An 18,695-nucleotide genomic window follows, 5' to 3' on the forward strand; every position below is an offset into this window, starting at 1 on the left:
CAACATGTCTTATCCCGCCGAGTTGGATGCCCGTGGCCTGCACGAGTGGGCCGCGCGAACCGTTAAGGAGCTACAGTGCCGCCGCGCCGAGATTAACGCCCTCAACGTCTTCCCAGTGCCCGATTCTGACACGGGTTCCAACATGGCGCACACCATGGAATCTGCCCTGGCGGAGGCCGATAAAGGCGAGATGGACGTGGCTGAAGCCCTGGCCATCGGTTCGGTACGCGGAGCGCGCGGCAACTCCGGGATGGTGCTGTCCCAGGTATTGCGCGGGGTGGCTGACGCCACGACGGATTCGCGGGTGGATGGTTCGGTCTTGGCGGATGCCCTCTCGCTGGCCGTCACGCTGGTCGACCGTGCTCTGGCCTCCCCAGTGGAAGGCACCATCATCACCGTGCTGCGTGCCTCGGCCGCCGCTGCTACTAAGGCCGCCGAGGAGTTCGGCGCGCAGCTGCACGGTATTGTGGTCGCGGCGGTCGACGCCGCCCGGCAAGCCTTAGCGGAGACTCCTTCCCAGCTGCCGGCGCTGCGCGAGGCCGGTGTTGTAGACGCCGGCGGAGCTGGCTTCGTCATCTTGTTGGAATGCTTGCTGGCCCAGCTCACCGGTGAAGACACTGCGCCTCAATCTGTGGCTATAGAGACTGAAAGGGCAGAGCCCAGGCAGAGCGAATCGCTGCCGTCTCACGGAGAGAACGGTGCCGCGCCACAGCCTGGGGCCGGCGCGGAGATTGAAGTCATCTTCTTCTTCGAGGGAGACCTTGCACAGATCGAGCAGGCCCTCAACCCGCTGGGCAATAGCCTCGTCATCGCGCGAGCCACGGAGGATTCTGCGAGCGTGCACATCCATAGCTCCCAAGCCGGTGCGGTCATCGAACAAGCCTATGGCCTCGGAAAAGTCAGTAATCTGCGCCTCGAGGTGCTTCCCTCCGCCGGAGATACAGCGGCCGGCGAAATGCAGGCCGCCGACCGTGCCGGGCGGCGAATCTTCGCCGCAGTGCCCGAAGGAGCCGCCCGCGAGCTTTTTGAAAAGGCCGGGGCGGATACCGTCAAGCCCGGCGACGGCCCTCGCGCCGCGAAGGCGGGTGATCTCTTCTTGCCCAACGGCTACGGCGGTGCGCCCGGCACAGCCACGCTTATCCCGACTGATTCCCTCGTCTCCGGGCTCGCCGCGCTGTCGGTCTACTCCCCGGGTTCCGCCCGCACCGCCGAGGCAGTGGCCGCCATGGCGGATGCCGCACGCTCGATGCGGGTGGTGCATCCGGATACAGAATGCCTCGACGGGATTGTGGCGTCGTGCCGCAGCCAATTGGCTTACGGCGGGGAGCAGATCACCGTGCTCACCGGACTAGAGATCGATGAGGACGAGCTGGCGCAGCTCTTGGGCGTCGACGTGGTGGTGCTGCGGGTTCCCGGGCTGCGTACCGAGATCGGGGTGGAGTAAGCCATGCTGGGGTGGCAGGATGACCGTGCGCTGACGGAGATTCTGGCAAAGAAGGATGCCTCAGCAATCAAGCGCGCCTTCGGGTACACCACGTGCGGGGAGCTGCTCAGCCACTATCCACGCGACTACATCCGCCACAACAAGGACGTCGGCCTCGGCGGTGCCGAGGACGGTGACCACGTCACCATCACCGGTGTCATTGAGGATGTCCGCGTCAAGCACACCTCCAAAGCCATGGTCTTTATCCTCTACATGGATAGTGGAGTCCAAGCCTCATTCTTTAACGCGCATTACGTGCAGCGCGTGCTGGGGCGCGGCATGCGCGTCATGCTGTCTGGCAAGCTGAAGTACTTTCGGGGATACCCCAGCCTGCAGCACCCTGACTTCCTCATCCTCGACCCCGGCCGTTATCAGGAATCCTTGCTGGATAGCACGACTGGGCAGGGGACAGGCTCGCTGAAGAAGCTCTCCCAATTCGGGTCGCTGGAGACCTTCCTGCAGCGCGAGTGGATTCCCGTGTACCCAGCCAGCGGGAAGGTGACGTCGTGGTACATCATGGGTGCTATCCACAAGGTGCTGGAAAATACGCCTTCGATTCCGGAGCCACTGGACTACCGCATGATGGTGACGCTGGACCAAGCCGTCCGCGAGATCCACGAACCGGGTGAGCACGGGCCCGAACGCGCCATCCAACGTTTGAAATACAATGAGGCGCTGTCGATTGGGCTGGTTATGGCCCTGCGCCAGCGCGATGTCAAGGCGCGTACGGCAACCCCGATGCCAGCGATTTTGGAGGGCTACCGCGACGAACTGCTCAGCGAGCTGCCCTTTGAACTGACTGCGGGCCAGCGCCGCGTCATCGCGGAGATCGACGCGGACCTGTGTGGCACCGCGCCCATGATGCGTCTTCTGCAGGGCGAGGTGGGCTCGGGCAAGACCCTGGTGGCCACGTGCGCCATGCTGCAGGCGGTCGACGCTGGCAAGCAGGCCGCGCTGCTCGCGCCGACGGAGGTGCTGGCGGCGCAGCATGGGGCGTCGATTAGCGCCAGCGTTCCCGAAGGAGTCACCGTCACCGTGTTGACCGGCTCGATGAAGACAGCGGAGAAGCGGCAGGCGTTGCTGGAGATTGTCTCCGGCGAGGCCGATATCGTCATCGGAACGCATGCCATCATCCAAGACACGGTGGAGTTCTTTGACTTGGGCCTCGTCATCGTGGATGAGCAGCACCGTTTCGGCGTGGAGCAGCGCGATAGCCTGCGCACCAAAACCCGGGAGGGCACGAGCCCCCACCTTCTGGTCATGACGGCGACACCGATCCCGCGCACGATTGCCATGACCGTCTTCGGTGACTTGGCCGTGTCCACTCTCAAGGAGCTGCCTGGCGGGCGAAAGCCTATCTTGTCCGCGGTGGTGCCCGAATGGAAACCGGAATGGGTACGCCGCGCCATCGAGAGAATCCGCGAAGAGGTAGAAAAGGGCCACCAGGCCTATATCGTCTGCCCGCGGATTGAAGGCGAGGGCGGCGTGGAAACGATGTCCGTACAGCTGCGCAACCTGCCGCTGCGGGGTCTGCGGGTGGAGATGCTGCATGGCAAAATGCCCGATAAGGACGAGGTCATGGAGCGCTTCGCCCGCGGGGAAATCGACGTCCTCGTGGCTACCACCGTCATCGAAGTCGGCGTCGACGTACCCAACGCCACCGTGATGCTCATCCGCGAATCGGAGAATTTTGGCGTCTCGCAGTTGCACCAGTTGCGTGGGCGCGTGGGGCGCGGTGGTAACGACTCCGTGTGCTTGCTGCATACCACCGCCGAGCCCGACAGTAAGTCCTACCGGCGCATCCAGGCCATAGCTGATACGCCGTCCGGTTTTGATTTGGCGGAGCTGGATCTTCGGCAGCGCCACGAAGGGGACATCCTAGGAACGCTGCAATCTGGCACCAAGCGCACTCTGAAACTGCTCGATCTCAGCCATGATCGGGACATTGTTGAGCGCACGCATGCTGATGCTGCCGCATTGGTGGAGCGCAATCCCGAGCTAGCGGAGGAGTTGACACACAATTTGAGTGCGGATGAGCAGGAGTTTTTGGAGAAGAACTAGGCCAGTCACCGCGCGCAGCTGAGGGGAGATAGGGTAGAGGCCATGACCAGAATCATCGCTGGGGAGGCCCGGGGGCGCACCATCAAGGTGCCGGAAGCCGGGACTAGACCTACCTCTGACCGTGCCCGCGAGGGCCTTTTCTCATCGTTGAACGTGCGTTGGGGTTTCATCGACTCCCGGGTGCTGGACCTTTTTGCTGGGTCCGGTGCCTTAGGTCTGGAGGCAGCCAGCCGCGGCGCTGAGGAAGTGGTCTTGGTGGAAAACAATCCTGCGGCGGTGAAGATCATCCGCCACAACATTGGGGTGGTGAAGCACCCGCGCGTCGAGGTACGCGAGATGAAGGCCTCGTCCTATCTAGCGACCGCCCCGCGCGGGTATTTCGATATGGTGCTCGCGGATCCTCCCTATGAGTTCGATGATGTGGATGGGCTGTTGGCCGCGATCGAACCGGTGTTGGATGATGCCGCAATCGTCGTCATCGAACGCCATGTGGATTCCCCGCAGACGCAGTGGCCGGAAGGCTTTGAGCCCACCGGCCAGAAGCTCAAGAAGCGGACCTTTGGCATTGCGCGTTTTGATATGGCGATTTATCACCGCGCTGAGGACAGTGACTACAGCGACAACGCGGGTAGCGAAGATACCGCCATGACCGAAATCAAGGAGGATTAGCCATGCCCACCCACGCCGTCTGCCCGGGATCTTTCGACCCCATCACGCTGGGCCATGTTGACGTGTTCAACCGCGCCAGCGAATTGTTTGACAAGGTCACCGTGCTGGTGACGGGAAACCCCGATAAGCCGTCCGGACTGTTTAGCGTGGAGGAGCGCGTGGATCTCATCCGCCGTACCGTCGCGCCAGAGATCCAGGTGGACTGGTGGGGCGGCCTGCTCGTGGATTACACCAGTGCCCATGGCATAGACACCATTGTCAAAGGCCTGCGCTCCTCCTTGGACTACGAGTATGAGCTGCCGATGGCACAGATGAACCGGCGCCTTTCCGGGATCGATACTGTCTTCTTGCTCACTGATGAAAAGTACGGCTATATCTCCTCCTCCCTGTGCAAGCAGGTGGCACAGTACGGCGGCGATGTCACGGGTATGTTCCCAGAGCACGTTGCGGCCGCCGTAATGGAACGCTACCGAGGCTAAGGAGACATGTCTGTACTGGCAATACCTTTCGTCGTCCTCGTTACCGTCATAGTCGGCTCCTGCCTGCAGCGAGTCTCCGGCATGGGGTTGGGCCTCATTGGCGGGCCCATCTTGACGCTCTTCCTCGGCCCCGTGGAAGGCATCATGGTCATCAACGTTTTGGCCTGCATTAACGCCATCCTCACGACCTATTCGATGCGCGAGAATGTGGCTTGGAATAAGTGGCTGCGCATCGGCCCCTTCATGGTCCTCGGCTCAATCCCGGCGGCGCTGCTGATCGCGCGCATCGATACCTCGGCGTTGTTGGTGCTCGTGGGCGCCGCCTTGTTGATCGCGCTGGGCGTAGTGGTGTTTGGCCGCAAGTTCGTCCCCGAGATGCGGGGGACGGGGCCCGCGATCTCCGCGGGTATCTTGGGCGGTTTTACCAATACCCTGGCCGGCGTTGCCGGCCCCGTCATCACCGTGTACGCCCAGGCTGCGCGGTGGCCTAAGTCAATCCTCGCCGCGACCCTGCAACCCTGCTTTGTCATCGGCGGATTGTCCTCTGTTCTGACGAAGTACTTCCTGGGCTCCGGAGGTTTCGAGGGCCTGCATTGGCTGGTGTGGCCTTGCGGAATAGTCGGCATGTGCGTTGGTATCCTCCTGGGCAAGAAGATCGCCGGGCACGTCTCGCGGGAGAAGGCCCACACGCTGTCGCTGGCGCTGGCTAGCCTGGGAGCGCTGAGTGCTCTGCTGCGCGGTCTTTCCACGCTGGGCGCTTAAAACACTGCCTGGGTAAGGTGGACCCATGGCGAAGTTCAAGATTGAAGACGCGCTCTCCCTGCGCGCAGGCAAGAATTTTCAGATCGACTCGGTCGATGCCTCCGCAACCCCCGGCTTCGACGGTGACAAGGACGAGCTCGATGCCCGTTTCACCAAGTACGATGACGAGCTCTATGAACTGCAGGAGCGGCTCTTTGCCAACGGTCGCAGCTATGGTGAGGACGCCCCAGCGGTGCTCATTGTGTTGCAGGGAATGGATACCTCGGGCAAGGGCGGTGCTATTCGCCACGTGCTCAGCACCTTCGACCCGCAGGGAACCACCACGGTTGGTTTCGGAAAGCCCACCGAGGAAGAGCTGGAACATGACTTCTTGTGGCGCATCCGCAAGCACGACCCGCAGCCGGGACAGATTGTGGCCTTTGACCGCTCCCACTACGAAGACGTCCTCATTCAGCGCGTGCACGAGTGGGTCGACGAAGAAGAAGTGGACCGCCGCATCGAGGCTATCCGGGATTATGAGCTCGACCTGACAGCGAAGGGTGTCAAGGTCATCAAGATCTTCCTACACCTGTCCAAGGAAGCCCAGAAGGAGAATCTGCTGGAGCGCACGGAGCGGGAAGACAAGTTCTGGAAATACGATCCCGCCGATGTGGAGGAGCGCGCCTATTGGGATAAGTACATGGCGGCCTACCAGGACGCCATCCAGCGCACGGATGAAAACTATGCGCCCTGGTATGTCATTCCTACCGATAACAAGAAATACGCCCGCATGGCGCTGAAGTTCCTCATCGTGGATCTCCTACGCCATCTTGACCTCGAATGGCCGGCGCCCGACTTCGACCCGGAGGTGGAGCGCCAGCGCATCGAGGACGCCGACTAAGAACTAGTCGCTCTGTGCCTCATCGACGTCGCTGGCGAGCTCACGGGCGGCGGCGTTGAAACTATCGAGGACGGACAACAGCGCTTCCTGGGCATTGATAATTCCCAGGTTGAGGGCGTGGAAGAGCTGGTCCTCGTTCAGACCCGCCGTGGTGACGAAGCAGGCATCACCACGCAGCTCCACCTCATCCTCAACGAGGCCAACGATCGCGCGCCCATCGAAGGCACTGGAATTGAACTCGTTGCACAAGACGTGGAAGATCGGGAGCATGTCCGCGTCGAGCTGCGTCGGCAGCACGCATTCCATGCGCACGAGGCCATCGTCGACGGTGATAACCCAATCAAGGTCATTGAGGCGGGCAACCGCCGCAGTGGGGTCCTCCGGGTGCGCGGTGGCCGCCATATCTAGTTCCGTACCGTTGAGCACGCTCAGCACGCTGTCCCGGCTGACGGCGGGCAGCGGAGACCCAGACAGGATGTCGAAAGGATCGGTGCCTTCGCTAGCGTTGTGGTTCATGCTTGCTCCTCCTCGTTCCAGGTGACCGCCTGGGGAAAACGCTGCGCCACGACGTCGAAAATCTCCGCGAAGCTGGCGAGCGAGCTCAGCAGGAAATGCCCCAGCTGGGCCAAGGACAAACCTTCGCCCACGGCCATGGCGCGGTTGGCGCCTAGGTGGATCTCCGCGTTGCCCTTCGCGTCCTCTTCGACGAGGAAGTTCAAGGTGGGCGCCACGCTGGCCCAGTTCAGCTCCGCCACGGCAGCAGCAACGTCGTGTTCGAGGTGCGCGGGAAGCGTGCCTTCCCAGGAGGCGAAGGCGCTCAATACGTCGCCTTCCGCGTCGAGGTCACAGTGCACCGCGATATGCGGCACACCGGTCTGCAGGACGCGGCGCGCGGGGGCGTTGTCGTCGCCGGCACCAGGAGCGTCGCCTTCCTCGGGGGCAGCTTCGATGAGCGCGTAGTCGGCATCGATAAGCTCGCACAACTGCGCCAGCCGGTCAATGGTGACCGGCTCAACCACGTGGAGATCGGTCACTGCTGCTCACCCTGCGCGCCCTCAGCTCCCTCGCCCGCCTGTGCAGCAGATTCGGAACCGAGCTTGGCCATTTCCTCGGCGGCGGCGACCATGGCGTTCTGGGCGTTGATGACACCATCCACGGAGGCGCGCAGCGCGGCCGCGAGTTGTTCGTCGGTCATGCCGGCCGCGCACGGAATATCGGCCTCGGTGCGCACGAGCAACATGCCGTCGAAGTCAGCAATGACGGCGCGGGCCCCCATAGCCACGGAATTGATCTGGTTAGCCGCGAGGAAAAGGCCGGCGTCGGCCTTGGCGTAGTTGACGTCCGTTGGCACATCGCAGCGCACGATGGCAACGCTTTCCAGCACAGCGAACATGCACGGCAGGCCGTTGAGGTTGGCGGTGGCGGCGTCGTCGCGGCCGGTGACCGGCTCGAGTTCGATGTCGAAGGTCTTCATTGCCTCAATGATGCGGTCGAGGGTGACCTCCGGCAGTGCGTGCGGATCCTCGGCGGGGGTAGTCGCAGGATTAGTCATGGTTGTGCTCCTTCCAGGTGACGAGCTGCGGGTACTGCTGTTCAATCCACTCGAAGGACTGCAACACGGCATCCAGGGTGGACATGACGAACGCGCCTAACTGGTTGCGGGAAGCGCCGTGGGTCAGGTCGAGATCGCGCGCACCGGAGACTGCCAAGGCGTTGTCCGGAGCCTCAAAGAAGCGGAACGTCGGCGTGAAGTGATCCTGGTTCCAGGCGTTGATGTGCATGAGGAGCGCCGGGCCCTCGGAGGCGGGCACAGAACCGCGCCACACGGAATCAACGATGAGGGAGGAGCCAACCAGCTGGAAGGCAATGGCGGCGTTCGAGAAGCCGGTGCGCAAAAGGTTGACCGTCTGGCCGTCCTGCGTCTTTTGCTCTTCGATGCGGTATTCCAAGCCTTCTGACTTAAAGATCTCCGCAATGCGCTCGAGTGTGACCTCCTCAATCGGAGTATCGGGCTGCAGCTGGCGCTGCTGCGCTTCGTCGTGATTAGTGGTGTCAGTCAATTCTTCTACTCACTTCGCTACATTCTTCTTAATCTTTTCCGGCCCCGACACTACCGGAGCCGTCTTCCTGGGGTGCGCAGGTGGGGTCCTCGAAGAGTTTTTCCCCGCCCAGCTCGTGGGCAAGCGCTGGAGCGATCTCGGGATATCGGAAAGTATGGCCGAGCGCTTCCGCGCGCGTGGGCAGAACCTTTTGGTTAGCCAGTGCAAGCTCACGCGCACCTTCCTTGCCTAGCAGCAGCGCCGGACCGACGCTGGGAATCGGAATGATGGTGGGGCGGTGGAGCAAGGAACCAAGGGCATCAACATAATCGCGGTTGAGCACCGGAGTGGGGGAGACCGCGTTGATGACGCCGTGCCAGGCCGGGTCGAGCGCGGCGCGGACAAACATGTCAGAAAGATCATCTTGTGCAATCCAGCTATTCCACATGGTGCCTTTGCCGAAAGCGCCGCCAAGACCAGTGGAAAACAGCCCGCGTAGCAGCGGCAGGATCCCTGCATTGGCTGATTGCACAATACCGGTACGCAGGTTAACCACGCGCTTTCCAGCCTCCCGCGCCGGCTCACACGCCGCCTCCCAGTCGGCGACGACGTCAGCGAGAAAACCCTCGCCGCGCTCCGATTCCTCGGTCAGTTCCGTCTCACCCCTGTCCGGGCCGTAGATTCCAATGGCGGAGGCGCACACCATGGCGGTCAGGGACGGGGTCTCAGCAGCCAGCTGGGCCAGTAGGCGAGTAGACTCGACGCGGGAATCGCGAATGGCCTCTTTATGCGCGGAATTAAAACGCCCAAAGATAGGTTCGCCGGCCAAGTGGATGAGAACGTCAACGCCCTCCAGCAGGTCCTTCGCTGGCAACTGTGGGCGCCAGAGGCGCTCGCCAGGCCCGGGGTTGGAGCGCACCAAAGGGATGACGGTGTGGCCCAGGGTGCCCAATTGCGCAGCCACAGCCGCGCCCACCGTCCCGTGCGTTCCGGTTATCGCTATCGTGCGGGGCTCGGCGTTGAGTGCGCCGAGCCTGTGGGCAAAGCGAAAGTCTTCGATGAGCTGCTGCTGGCGGTAAGCGAAGATCGATTCCAGGGCTCCGGCGGGGATGCGGGTCTCCACCTTGTCCGTGATGAGCGTGCCCTCCGGGTGATCCTCAAAGAAGTGCTCGTGGCGCCAATTCGCCAAGGAGCGGAAGGGGGCGTTGATACAGACATCCGCGAAGGACCGCCGCGGTTGGTAGCGGCTGAGGTCGTGGCGGGCAACCCATTTCAGGCCGCCGGGAAAGCCCAATATTGAGGTTCCATCGGCCAAGGACTCGGCTTGCTGAAGCGGGGTCATAAAACCGAAAGGTGGGGTGAGGCGAGCAAACGCCCCCTGGCGGGTATGCCACTGCCATACGTCTTCGCGCGGGGCGGGGACAACGTGCTGGGTAGTGAAACTCACTGTCTATAGACCTGCCTCAGGAGATTCGGGGGTGCGAGGGCGTACCAAGCACGCGTGAAGAGTGCTATGGTTAGTGCTGGCTTTCAAGCATAGACAAGTCCACTGAACCATTGTCCGACATCCTTTAAAGACCGCACCGTGAGGCGGGGAAGGAGGTCACGATGAGTGAATCCGGCACCCACGCGGAGTCCAACGAGCTGCTGAGCTCCTCAGACGTCGCGCGTACTGTCGCACGCATCGCGCACCAGATCATTGAAAAGACGGCGCTAGATTCGAGTGATTCTTCTCGAGTCCTGCTCTTAGGCATTCCCTCTGGTGGCGTGCCTTTGGCGCAGCGCCTTGCCGAAAAGATTGAGGAATTCTCCGGGGTGGAGATTCCCTGGGGCTCCCTCGACATCACTTTGTACCGAGACGATTTATATGCCCGCCCGCACCGTGCCTTGCAGCCCACGACGGTGCCTGACGGCGGGATCGATGGCGCCACCGTCATTCTTGTCGACGACGTCCTTTACTCCGGCCGCACCATCCGTGCCGCCCTCGATGCCCTCGCGGACATCGGCCGCCCCGACATCATCCAGCTCGCCGTCCTCGTGGACCGCGGACACCGCCAGGTACCCATCCGCGCCGACTACGTGGGCAAAAACATCCCCACCGCGCGGGATGAGGATGTCACCGTGTACAACGCCGACATTGATGGGCGCGATGCCGTCGTTCTCACCCGCTTCACTGCACAGCCCGGCAAGGAGGCATAAATGAAGCACCTCATTAACATCGCCGACCACAGCGCCGAGGAGATTCTCGGTCTGATGGATGAGGCCGACCGCTTCCGGGAGGCCCTGGAAGGCCGCGAGGTCAAGAAGTTGCCCACGCTGCGCGGGCGCACCGTTTTCACCTTGTTCTACGAGAATTCCACGCGCACTCGTTCCTCTTTCGAGACGGCGGGCAAGTGGATGTCGGCGGATGTCATTAACCTCTCCGCTTCGACGTCCTCGGTCAAGAAGGGCGAGTCCCTCAAGGACACCGGGTTGACCTTGGCGTCCATCGGGGCGGACGCCATCATCATGCGCCATCCTTCCTCCGGTGCGGCACAGCAGCTAGCTAGCTGGGTAGCGCCCGGCGGCCAGGGCCCGAGCGTGATTAACGCCGGCGATGGCTCCCACCAGCACCCCACGCAGGCGCTTCTCGACGCCGTCACGATGCGCCAGCGCCTGCACCTGGGCGCGGATCGCTCGGCAGCCGGCACCGGTTTTGAAGGTCTAAACGTGGCTATCGTCGGTGACTGCCTGCATTCTCGCGTGGTGCGCTCCAACGTGGACCTGCTCTCCACGCTGGGTGCTGAAGTCACGCTCGTCGCCCCGCCGACGCTGCTGCCTTTCGGCGTCGACACCTGGCCGGTGCGCGTCTCCCACGATTTCGATGCAGAGGTTGCCAAGGCAGACGTCGTCATGATGCTGCGCGTGCAAGCAGAGCGCATGAACGGCGGTTTCTTCCCCTCGCACCGCGAGTACGCCACTCTCTACGGGCTGTCCAAGGACCGCGCAGCGGCCATGAAGAAGGACGCCATCATCATGCACCCAGGCCCCATGGTCCGCGGCATGGAGATCAACTACGCCGTGGCTGACTATGACAACACCGCGGTACTCCAGCAGGTTAACAACGGTGTCCACGTGCGCATGGCGGCTTTGTTTACGCTGCTCACTAACGGCGAGAACGCCGGTATCTAAATCGATATGTCCCACTTAGCAACGAGGAGAGCTGAAGAATCCATGACTACTTATCCAGACACCGGCGTGCTCTCTGCTCCCGCGGCCGGCACTCTGCTCATCACCAACGTTCGCCCCTATGGCGAGGGTGAGCCCACCAGCATCCTGATCAAGGATGGCGTCATCGAAGCCATCGGTGCTGCCGCTGACGCCGGTGACGCCAGGGACGCCGGGGGCGTGACCCCGGCGGTCAAGGCGGACCGCACTATTGATGGTGGCGGCAACGTGCTGCTGCCAGGGCTGGTGGACATGCACGTTCACCTGCGTGAGCCGGGCCGCGAGGACACCGAGACCATCGAAACCGGCTCGCGCGCTGCCGCCAAGGGCGGCTTTACCGCAGTGTTCACCATGGCTAACACGTCACCGGTGACGGATCAGCCGATCATCGCCGAGTCCGTCTGGGCCAAGGGCCAGGCACGCGGCCTGTGCGATGTCCACCCGGTTGGCTCCATCACGAAGGGCCTCGAGGGCAAGACTCTGACCGAGTTTGGCATGATGGCCCGCTCGGATGCCAAGGTGCGCATGTTCTCTGACGACGGCAAGTGCGTCCAGGACCCGCAGCTCATGCGCCGTGCCTTGGAGTACGCGAAGGGCCTTGACGTTCTGCTGGCTCAGCACGCAGAAGATCACCGCATGACCGAAGGCGCTAGCGCCCACGAGGGTGAGGTCGCCGCCCGCCTCGGCCTGCGCGGCTGGCCGCGCGTCGCCGAGGAATCCATCGTCGCCCGCGATGCACTGCTCGCGCGTGACTACGGCAACCGCATGCACATCTGCCACGCTTCGACGAAGGGCACCGTGGAGCTTCTTAAGTGGGCCAAGGAACAAGGCATCCCGCTGACCGCCGAGGTGACCCCGCACCACCTGCTGTTGACCGATGACAAGCTGGTGACCTACGACGGCGTCTACCGCGTCAACCCGCCGTTGCGCGAGGAATCTGACACCCTGGCCCTGCGCCAGGCATTGCTCGACGGGCTTATCGACGTCGTGGCGACCGACCACGCCCCGCACGGCAGCGAAGACAAGTGCGTCGAGTTCGAGCACGCCAAGCCGGGCATGCTGGGGCTGGAGTCCTCCCTGGCGGTCATCGCCAAGCTTTTCGTCGCCACCGGTCTGGCCGACTGGCGCTTCGTTGCCCGCGTCATGTCGGAACGCCCGGCAGAGATCACCCGCCTGCCTGGCCATGGCCGCCCGATTGCCGTGGGAGAGCCAGCGAACCTCACCATCGTTGATCCGGAGCACCAGTGGGTATCCGATTCCACGCGCCTGGCATCGAAGTCGGAGAACAACCCATACGAGGGGGAGGAATTCGGCGCACGCGTGGCCTACACCATCCTGCGCGGTGCGGTGACCTACGACCTAGCGGCTGAAAGCGGCAGCGAGGCGGCCGAGTAATCGGGATAATCGACAATCAGAGTTGCTCACCACTTAAGTAGTCAACGCACACCAACGCACGTCCCCAACACAATCACCCTTCACCGAGAAAATTCACTGAAAGGTTCAACACACAGTGACTTCCACTACCACCACCCCCGCCATCCTGGTCCTCGCTGATGGCCGCACCTTCCGTGGCTTTGGCTTTGGCGCCACGGGTACGACCCTGGGCGAGGCCGTCTTTACCACCGCCATGACGGGCTACCAGGAGACCATGACGGATCCGTCGTACCACCGCCAGATCGTCGTGGCCTCCGCGCCGCAGATTGGTAATACAGGCTGGAATGATGAGGACAATGAGTCCCACGGCGACAAGATCTGGGTTGCCGGTCTGGTCATCCGCGACCTTGCCCGCCGCGTCTCCAACTGGCGCGCCGAGCGCTCACTGCCGGAGGAGATGGAAAAGCAGGGCATCATCGGTGTCAGCGGCATCGATACCCGCACCCTGGTGCGCCACCTGCGCAACCACGGCTCCATCAAGGCCGGTATCTTCTCCGGTGCCGATGCTGAGCGGGACGTCGAGGAGCTCATCGCTGAGGTGAAGAACCAGCCCTCCATGGCCGGACTCGACCTGTCGGCAGAGGTCTCGACTGATGAGGTTTATACCTTCCCGGCCGTAGGGGAGAAGCGCTTCACCGTCGTGGCCTACGACATGGGAGTCAAGACCGCCACACCGAAGAACTTCGCCGAGCGCGGCATCGAGACCATCGTGGTTCCCGCCAACACCCCGTTCGAGGAGATTAAGCAGTACAAGCCGGATGGTGTGTTTGTCTCCAACGGCCCGGGCGACCCGGCTACTGCGGACACCATGGTTGGCATTGTCCGAGACATCCTCGCCGCCAAGTACCCGTTCTTCGGTATCTGCTTCGGCAATCAAATCCTCGGCCGTGCGCTGGGCATGGATACCTACAAGCTGAAGTTCGGCCACCGCGGCATCAACGTGCCGGTGCGCAACCAACTGACCGGAAAGATCGACATCACCTCTCAGAACCACGGCTTCGCCCTGGCCAGCCCCTCGGGCAAGGAAGACCCGGCCGGTGAGGAATTCGAGACCGACTTCGGCCCGGCAGTGGTGTCTCACACCTGCCTCAACGACAACACCATTGAAGGTGTTGCGCTCAAGGATGGCATGGCGTACTCCGTGCAGTACCACCCTGAGTCCGCGGCTGGCCCGCACGATGCTAACCCGCTCTTTGATCAGTTCATCGAGCTCATGACTGAAAAGTCCCCGAACAAGTAGAACGCAACCAGGAAAAGGAAGAAGAAACACATGCCAAAGCGCAACGACATCAATCACGTCCTGGTTATCGGCTCCGGTCCGATTGTTATTGGCCAGGCCTGCGAGTTCGACTACTCCGGTACCCAGGCCTGCCGCGTGCTCAAGGAGGAAGGCCTGCGCGTTACGCTGGTCAACTCCAACCCGGCAACGATCATGACGGACCCGGAGTTCGCCGACCACACCTATGTGGAGCCCATCGAGCCCGAGTTCATTGAGAAGATCTTCCAGAAGGAAAAGGAAGAGGGCAACCCCATCGACGCCGTGCTGGCAACCCTGGGCGGCCAGACCGCTCTGAACGCCGCGGTGCAGCTGGACCGCCTGGGTATCCTGAAGAAGTACGATATCGAGCTCATCGGTGCCGATATCGATGCGATTGAGCGCGGCGAGGACCGCCAGAAGTTCAAGGATATTGTCGCCTCCATCGGCGGCGAATCCGCGCGCTCCCGCGTCTGCCACACGATGGAGGAGGTCCACGAGACTGTCGCCGAGCTCGGCCTGCCGGTTGTCGTTCGCCCGTCGTTTACCATGGGCGGCCTCGGTTCGGGCCTGGCCTTCAACGAGGAGGACCTTGAGCGCATTGCCGGCGGCGGCTTGGCTGCATCCCCAGAGGCGAACGTCCTCATCGAGGAGTCCATCCTGGGCTGGAAGGAGTTCGAGCTCGAGCTCATGCGTGACGGCGACGATAACGTGGTGGTCATCGCGTCCATCGAGAACGTCGATGCCCTCGGCGTCCACACCGGTGACTCCGTCACCGTGGCGCCGGCCCTGACTCTGACGGATCGCGAGTACCAGAAGATGCGCGACCAGGGTATCGCCATCATTCGCGAGGTGGGCGTCGACACCGGCGGGTGCAACATCCAGTTCGCAGTGAACCCGGATGACGGCCGCATCATCACCATTGAGATGAACCCGCGCGTGTCCCGCTCCTCGGCGCTGGCCTCCAAGGCCACCGGTTTCCCGATTGCCAAGCTGGCCGCCAAGCTGGCCATTGGCTACACTTTGGATGAGGTACGCAACGACATCACCGGTGTGACCCCGGCTGCATTCGAGCCGACTCTGGACTATGTCATCGTCAAGGCTCCGCGCTTTGCCTTTGAGAAGTTCCCGGGCGCCGATGACACCCTGACCACCACCATGAAGTCTGTGGGCGAGGCCATGGGTATCGGCCGCAACTACATTTCCGGCCTGAATAAGGTCATGCGTTCCCTGGAGTCCAAGCCCGCAGGTTTCTGGACCCAGCCAGATGAGTACTTGGCCGGGGAGCGCGCTACGGATCTCGAGGCCGTTCTCAAGGACCTGGAGCGCCCGACAGAGGGCCGCATGTACGACGTCGAGCTGGCCCTGCGCCTCGGTGCCACGGTGGAACAGTTGCACGAGCATTCGCACATCGACCCGTGGTTCCTCGCCGAGCTTGAAGCGCTTGTTGAGTTCCGCGAGGAGCTCGTGGGCGCTCCGGTGCTCGACGCCGAGCTGCTGCGCCGCGCTAAGGTCTTTGGCCTGTCCGACGCCCAGATCGCGGCTCTTCGCCCAGAGTTCGCCGGTGAGGATGGCGTGCGCTCCCTGCGCTGGTCTTTGGGCATTCGCCCGGTGTACAAGACCGTTGATACTTGTGCGGGTGAGTTTGAAGCCCAGACCCCGTACCACTACAGCGCTTATGAAATGGACCCGAACGCTGAGTCTGAGGTGCGCGAGAGCAGCGAGAAGACCAAGGGCAAGGTCATCATCTTGGGCTCCGGCCCGAACCGTATTGGCCAGGGCATCGAGTTTGATTACTCCTGCGTGCACGCCGCCTTGGAGCTCTCCCGTGAGGGCTACGAGACGGTCATGGTTAACTGCAACCCGGAGACGGTGTCGACCGACTATGACACCGCCGACCGCCTCTACTTCGAGCCGCTGACTTTCGAGGACGTCATGGAGGTCTACCACGCGGAGGCCGCGTGCGGTGAGGTTGCCGGAGTCATCGTCCAGCTGGGTGGTCAAACCCCGTTGGGCCTGGCTGAGCGCCTGACTGCTGCCGGCGTTCCGGTCGTGGGTACTTCTGCCGCTGCCATCGACTTGGCGGAGGACCGCGGTGAGTTCGGCAAGGTGCTTGCTGAAGCCGAGCTTCCCGCACCGGCCTTCGGCACCGCGACCTCCTTCGAGGAGGCACGCCAGGTTGCCGCGAAGATCGGCTACCCGGTACTGGTCCGCCCGTCCTACGTGCTGGGAGGCCGCGGCATGGAGATCGTCTACGACGAAGATTCGCTGCGCGATTACATTGAGCGCGCTACCGAGATCACCTCGGATCACCCGGTCTTGGTTGACCGCTTCCTGGATAACGCCATCGAGATTGACGTCGACGCGCTGTGCGACGGCGAGGAAGTCTACCTCGGCGGCGTGATGGAGCACATCGAGGAGGCCGGTATTCACTCCGGTGACTCCTCCTGTGCGTTGCCGCCGATGACGTTGGGCCCAGAGGATATTGAGAAGGTGCGGGAGTCAACGCGTCGTCTAGCGCATGGCATTGGTGTTAAGGGCCTGATGAACGTTCAGTACGCCCTGAAGGATGACACTCTCTACGTCATCGAGGCCAACCCGCGTGCCTCCCGCACCGTGCCTTTCGTCTCCAAGGCCACCGGCGTTCCGCTGGCCAAGGCCGCCGCGCGCGTCATGCTGGGTGCATCCATCGCCGAGCTGCGCGAGGAGGGCATCATCCCGTCTACTTACGACGGTGGTTCCCTGCCGCTGGAGCACCCGATTGCGGTCAAGGAGGCCGTGCTGCCGTTCAACCGCTTCCGTCGCCCCGATGGCCAGCTACTGGATACCTTGTTGTCTCCGGAGATGAAGTCCACCGGTGAGGTGATGGGCTTGGCTGATAACTTCGGTGCCGCCTATGCCAAGGGTGAGATGGCCGCCTTCGGCGAGCTGCCCACCGAAGGCACCGTGTTTGTCTCCGTAGCCAACCGCGATAAGCGCACGCTTATCTTCCCGATTCAGCGCCTGGCCTACATGGGCTACACCATTGTAGCTACCGCTGGAACCGCGCAGATGCTGCGCCGCAATGGCGTCGAGTGCGAGGTCGCCCGGAAGGTTTCGGAGGCCACGGAGGGCGAGGAGTCCATCGTGGATCAGATTCTCGCTGGAAAGGTAGATCTCATCCTTAACACCCCGGCAGGCTCCGCCGGTGCCCGCCACGACGGCTATGACATCCGCGCTGCTGCCGTATCCGTGGGTATTCCGTTGGTGACCACCGTCCAGGGCGTGACCGCCGCCGTGCAGGGCATTGAGGCTCTGCGTCGCGGGGATCTCAAGGTGCGCGCGCTGCAGGAGCTTGAGCATGACCCAGCAAACTAGGAAGACGCCGTCTTTCGGTGAGCGCCTCGTAGCAGCCGGTGCGGAGCGCGGGCGCCTGTGCGTAGGCATCGACCCGCACCCGCATCTGCTGGAGGACTGGGGCCTGTCGGTTGATGTGGATGGTCTGCGCACGTTTACCCTGCGCTGTGTAGAGGCCTTCGCTGAGACTGCCGCAGTGGTGAAGCCACAGGTGGCCTTCTTTGAGCGTTTCGGTTCGCGCGGCTTCGCAGTTCTTGAGGAGGCCCTCGCGGGGCTCCGCGAGCAGGGCTGTCTGAGCTTAGCGGACGCGAAGCGCGGAGACATCGGTTCCACCATGGCGGGCTACGCGCAAGCCTGGCTGGGGGAGGACTCGCCGCTGCGTTCCGATGCTGTGACGGTCTCGCCCTACCTTGGTGTGGGCGCTTTGAGCCCAGTCTTCGACCTAGCGGAGCATACTGGACGCGGGGTCTTTGTCCTTGCGGCGACCTCCAACCCGGAGGCCGTGGCGTTGCAGTCGTTGAGCGTCGACGGCCGCAGCGTGGCACAGCGCGTCGTCGATGAGCTTGCACAGCGCAATGCGTCCGCGGCTGGGCCAAACACCACCGTGGGTGCCCTTGGTGTTGTCGTTGGCGCGACATTGGAGGCTCCGCCTGCACTAGACCAATTAAACGGTCCGGTGCTGCTGCCGGGTGTGGGCGCCCAGGGCGCCACGCCCGCCGATGTAAGGGAACTCACCGCAGCGGCGCCCGAGCTCGGCTTTGCCAACGTTTCCCGGGCCATTCTTTCGCAGGGGCCGAATGTCTCTGACCTGCGGAAAGCCGTAGTGGATGCGGCGGCGGAGTTCCGGGACTAATAATCAGACCAGGTAGCGGCGTGCTGGATTAACGGGCGCGCCGTTTACCTGGTATTTTGTTTAAGGCATGTGCGTTGACGTGCGGGAACCTTTAAAAGAAGGGGGCCGCGTTACGTCATCGCGTACAGACCAGTGCTAGGATTGCCAGAAGTCGGTTCGTGGAGGTAGCAAAAGCTATCCCGCGCTGGGGAAACCTTCCCACCGTGAGCCGAGATTCTGGTGCTAGCCATCAGATGA

Annotated in this window: 17 protein-coding genes; 12 read left to right on the forward strand and 5 right to left on the reverse strand. The window is 62.7% G+C overall.

All coding sequences use genetic code 11. From position 1 onward, the window contains the following. Positions 1–4: 4 nt before the first annotated feature. Genes HMPREF2806_RS05010 through HMPREF2806_RS05035 form a run of 6 tightly spaced genes read left to right on the forward strand, consistent with a single transcriptional unit; the run spans position 5 to position 6,334 of the window. Positions 5–1,444 (forward strand): DAK2 domain-containing protein, encoded by a 1,440-nt coding sequence (locus tag HMPREF2806_RS05010; RefSeq protein ID WP_070516563.1) that lies wholly within the window; start codon positions 5–7, stop codon positions 1,442–1,444. Between the two features lie 3 nt (positions 1,445–1,447). Beyond that, complete coding sequence (locus HMPREF2806_RS05015) at positions 1,448–3,544, forward strand: ATP-dependent DNA helicase RecG (RefSeq protein WP_049156549.1); 2,097 nt, start codon at positions 1,448–1,450, stop codon at positions 3,542–3,544. A 42-nt stretch (positions 3,545–3,586) separates the two neighbouring features. Continuing rightward, positions 3,587–4,213, forward strand: coding sequence for a 16S rRNA (guanine(966)-N(2))-methyltransferase RsmD (rsmD, locus tag HMPREF2806_RS05020; protein WP_046649076.1), 627 nt, complete (start codon positions 3,587–3,589; stop codon positions 4,211–4,213). Between the two features lie 2 nt (positions 4,214–4,215). Next, a complete protein-coding gene (coaD, locus tag HMPREF2806_RS05025) occupies positions 4,216–4,692 on the forward strand; it encodes a pantetheine-phosphate adenylyltransferase (RefSeq protein ID WP_046649077.1) in 477 nt (158 codons plus the stop codon). Positions 4,693–4,698: 6 nt separating this feature from the next. After that, positions 4,699–5,454: a sulfite exporter TauE/SafE family protein gene (locus HMPREF2806_RS05030; RefSeq protein WP_046649078.1), complete on the forward strand. Its 756-nt coding sequence runs from the start codon at positions 4,699–4,701 to the stop codon at positions 5,452–5,454. A gap of 25 nt (positions 5,455–5,479) precedes the next feature. Continuing rightward, positions 5,480–6,334: a PPK2 family polyphosphate kinase gene (locus tag HMPREF2806_RS05035; RefSeq protein ID WP_049156556.1), complete on the forward strand. Its 855-nt coding sequence runs from the start codon at positions 5,480–5,482 to the stop codon at positions 6,332–6,334. Positions 6,335–6,337: 3 nt separating this feature from the next. Here the strand turns inward: HMPREF2806_RS05035 and HMPREF2806_RS05040 are convergent, their stop codons facing one another. Genes HMPREF2806_RS05040 through HMPREF2806_RS05060 form a run of 5 tightly spaced genes read right to left on the reverse strand, consistent with a single transcriptional unit; the run spans position 6,338 to position 9,820 of the window. Beyond that, complete coding sequence (locus HMPREF2806_RS05040; RefSeq protein ID WP_070516565.1) at positions 6,338–6,850, reverse strand: hypothetical protein; 513 nt, start codon at positions 6,848–6,850, stop codon at positions 6,338–6,340. Beyond that, positions 6,847–7,368, reverse strand: a complete 522-nt coding sequence (locus tag HMPREF2806_RS05045) for a hypothetical protein (protein ID WP_070516567.1) — start codon at positions 7,366–7,368, stop codon at positions 6,847–6,849. The genes HMPREF2806_RS05040 and HMPREF2806_RS05045 overlap by 4 nt, the downstream gene beginning before the upstream one ends. Then, positions 7,365–7,886 (reverse strand): YbjN domain-containing protein, encoded by a 522-nt coding sequence (locus HMPREF2806_RS05050; RefSeq protein ID WP_070516569.1) that lies wholly within the window; start codon positions 7,884–7,886, stop codon positions 7,365–7,367. The genes HMPREF2806_RS05045 and HMPREF2806_RS05050 overlap by 4 nt, the downstream gene beginning before the upstream one ends. After that, positions 7,879–8,394 carry a YbjN domain-containing protein gene (locus tag HMPREF2806_RS05055; protein WP_046649083.1) on the reverse strand — a complete coding sequence of 172 codons (516 nt, stop codon included), beginning with the start codon at positions 8,392–8,394 and terminating at the stop codon, positions 7,879–7,881. The genes HMPREF2806_RS05050 and HMPREF2806_RS05055 overlap by 8 nt, the downstream gene beginning before the upstream one ends. A gap of 28 nt (positions 8,395–8,422) precedes the next feature. Beyond that, positions 8,423–9,820 (reverse strand): TIGR01777 family oxidoreductase, encoded by a 1,398-nt coding sequence (locus tag HMPREF2806_RS05060; protein ID WP_070516571.1) that lies wholly within the window; start codon positions 9,818–9,820, stop codon positions 8,423–8,425. A gap of 161 nt (positions 9,821–9,981) precedes the next feature. Between HMPREF2806_RS05060 and pyrR the strand changes: the two genes are divergently transcribed. From pyrR to pyrF, 6 genes are all read left to right on the forward strand, one after another. Further along, positions 9,982–10,572 (forward strand): bifunctional pyr operon transcriptional regulator/uracil phosphoribosyltransferase PyrR, encoded by a 591-nt coding sequence (gene pyrR, locus HMPREF2806_RS05065; RefSeq protein WP_046649084.1) that lies wholly within the window; start codon positions 9,982–9,984, stop codon positions 10,570–10,572. Further along, positions 10,573–11,544, forward strand: coding sequence for an aspartate carbamoyltransferase catalytic subunit (locus HMPREF2806_RS05070; RefSeq protein ID WP_046649085.1), 972 nt, complete (start codon positions 10,573–10,575; stop codon positions 11,542–11,544). It abuts the gene before it with no gap. A gap of 42 nt (positions 11,545–11,586) precedes the next feature. Next, positions 11,587–12,975, forward strand: a complete 1,389-nt coding sequence (locus tag HMPREF2806_RS05075; RefSeq protein ID WP_070516573.1) for a dihydroorotase — start codon at positions 11,587–11,589, stop codon at positions 12,973–12,975. Between the two features lie 115 nt (positions 12,976–13,090). Continuing rightward, the gene (carA, locus tag HMPREF2806_RS05080) at positions 13,091–14,254 is read left to right on the forward strand and encodes a glutamine-hydrolyzing carbamoyl-phosphate synthase small subunit (RefSeq protein ID WP_070516574.1); all 1,164 of its coding nucleotides are present in this window, start codon (positions 13,091–13,093) and stop codon (positions 14,252–14,254) included. Positions 14,255–14,284: 30 nt separating this feature from the next. Further along, on the forward strand, positions 14,285–17,626 hold the full coding sequence (gene carB / locus HMPREF2806_RS05085) for a carbamoyl-phosphate synthase large subunit (RefSeq protein ID WP_070516577.1): 3,342 nt from the start codon (positions 14,285–14,287) through the stop codon (positions 17,624–17,626). Beyond that, positions 17,610–18,458 carry an orotidine-5'-phosphate decarboxylase gene (pyrF, locus tag HMPREF2806_RS05090; RefSeq protein ID WP_070516579.1) on the forward strand — a complete coding sequence of 283 codons (849 nt, stop codon included), beginning with the start codon at positions 17,610–17,612 and terminating at the stop codon, positions 18,456–18,458. The genes carB and pyrF overlap by 17 nt, the downstream gene beginning before the upstream one ends. Positions 18,459–18,695: the final 237 nt, after the last annotated feature.

Source organism: Corynebacterium sp. HMSC076G08 (genome assembly GCF_001811515.1).
Classification (GTDB): Bacteria; Actinomycetota; Actinomycetes; order Mycobacteriales; family Mycobacteriaceae; genus Corynebacterium; species Corynebacterium hiratae.

Excerpts from the sequence above, each read along its gene's own strand:
- HMPREF2806_RS05015 (WP_049156549.1), top strand. The coding sequence starts at position 1,448 with ATGCTGGGGTGGCAGGATGACCGTGCGCTGACGGAGATTCTGGCAAAG.
- HMPREF2806_RS05040 (WP_070516565.1), bottom strand. The coding sequence starts at position 6,850 with ATGAACCACAACGCTAGCGAAGGCACCGATCCTTTCGACATCCTGTCT.
- HMPREF2806_RS05010 (WP_070516563.1), top strand. The coding sequence starts at position 5 with ATGTCTTATCCCGCCGAGTTGGATGCCCGTGGCCTGCACGAGTGGGCC.
- HMPREF2806_RS05030 (WP_046649078.1), top strand. The coding sequence starts at position 4,699 with ATGTCTGTACTGGCAATACCTTTCGTCGTCCTCGTTACCGTCATAGTC.
- HMPREF2806_RS05075 (WP_070516573.1), top strand. The coding sequence starts at position 11,587 with ATGACTACTTATCCAGACACCGGCGTGCTCTCTGCTCCCGCGGCCGGC.
- HMPREF2806_RS05070 (WP_046649085.1), top strand. The coding sequence starts at position 10,573 with ATGAAGCACCTCATTAACATCGCCGACCACAGCGCCGAGGAGATTCTC.
- HMPREF2806_RS05050 (WP_070516569.1), bottom strand. The coding sequence starts at position 7,886 with ATGACTAATCCTGCGACTACCCCCGCCGAGGATCCGCACGCACTGCCG.
- pyrF (WP_070516579.1), top strand. The coding sequence starts at position 17,610 with ATGACCCAGCAAACTAGGAAGACGCCGTCTTTCGGTGAGCGCCTCGTA.
- rsmD (WP_046649076.1), top strand. The coding sequence starts at position 3,587 with ATGACCAGAATCATCGCTGGGGAGGCCCGGGGGCGCACCATCAAGGTG.
- carB (WP_070516577.1), top strand. The coding sequence starts at position 14,285 with ATGCCAAAGCGCAACGACATCAATCACGTCCTGGTTATCGGCTCCGGT.
- pyrR (WP_046649084.1), top strand. The coding sequence starts at position 9,982 with ATGAGTGAATCCGGCACCCACGCGGAGTCCAACGAGCTGCTGAGCTCC.
- HMPREF2806_RS05035 (WP_049156556.1), top strand. The coding sequence starts at position 5,480 with ATGGCGAAGTTCAAGATTGAAGACGCGCTCTCCCTGCGCGCAGGCAAG.
- coaD (WP_046649077.1), top strand. The coding sequence starts at position 4,216 with ATGCCCACCCACGCCGTCTGCCCGGGATCTTTCGACCCCATCACGCTG.